Annotated in this window: 3 tRNA genes; all 3 read right to left on the bottom strand. The window is 56.9% G+C overall.

Annotated elements, in window-relative coordinates:
• The 3 genes from ACZ2IA_RS22975 to ACZ2IA_RS22965 all read right to left on the bottom strand — a co-directional run bounded on the left by ACZ2IA_RS22975 (position 1) and on the right by ACZ2IA_RS22965 (position 272).
• Positions 1-76, bottom strand: a tRNA-Gly gene (locus ACZ2IA_RS22975).
• Positions 77-98: 22 nt separating this feature from the next.
• A tRNA-Gly gene (locus tag ACZ2IA_RS22970) sits at positions 99-174 on the bottom strand.
• Positions 175-196: 22 nt separating this feature from the next.
• Positions 197-272, bottom strand: a tRNA-Gly gene (locus ACZ2IA_RS22965).
• Positions 273-274: the final 2 nt, after the last annotated feature.

Here is a 274-nt window from a genome sequence, read left to right as displayed (position 1 = left end):
TGGAGCGGGAAACGAGGCTCGAACTCGCGACCTCAACCTTGGCAAGGTTGCGCTCTACCAACTGAGCTATTCCCGCATGGGTGCAACTATACATTGTATGGAGCGGGAAACGAGGCTCGAACTCGCGACCTCAACCTTGGCAAGGTTGCGCTCTACCAACTGAGCTATTCCCGCGTCGCATGCTGCACGGTATCGTTGGAGCGGGAAACGAGGCTCGAACTCGCGACCTCAACCTTGGCAAGGTTGCGCTCTACCAACTGAGCTATTCCCGCAT

The sequence above is a fragment of the Crenobacter sp. CS_VA4 genome, from assembly GCF_055597485.1.
The sequence above is the reverse complement of the archived record's forward strand: the minus strand, read 5'-3'. Positions and strand labels throughout refer to the sequence as shown.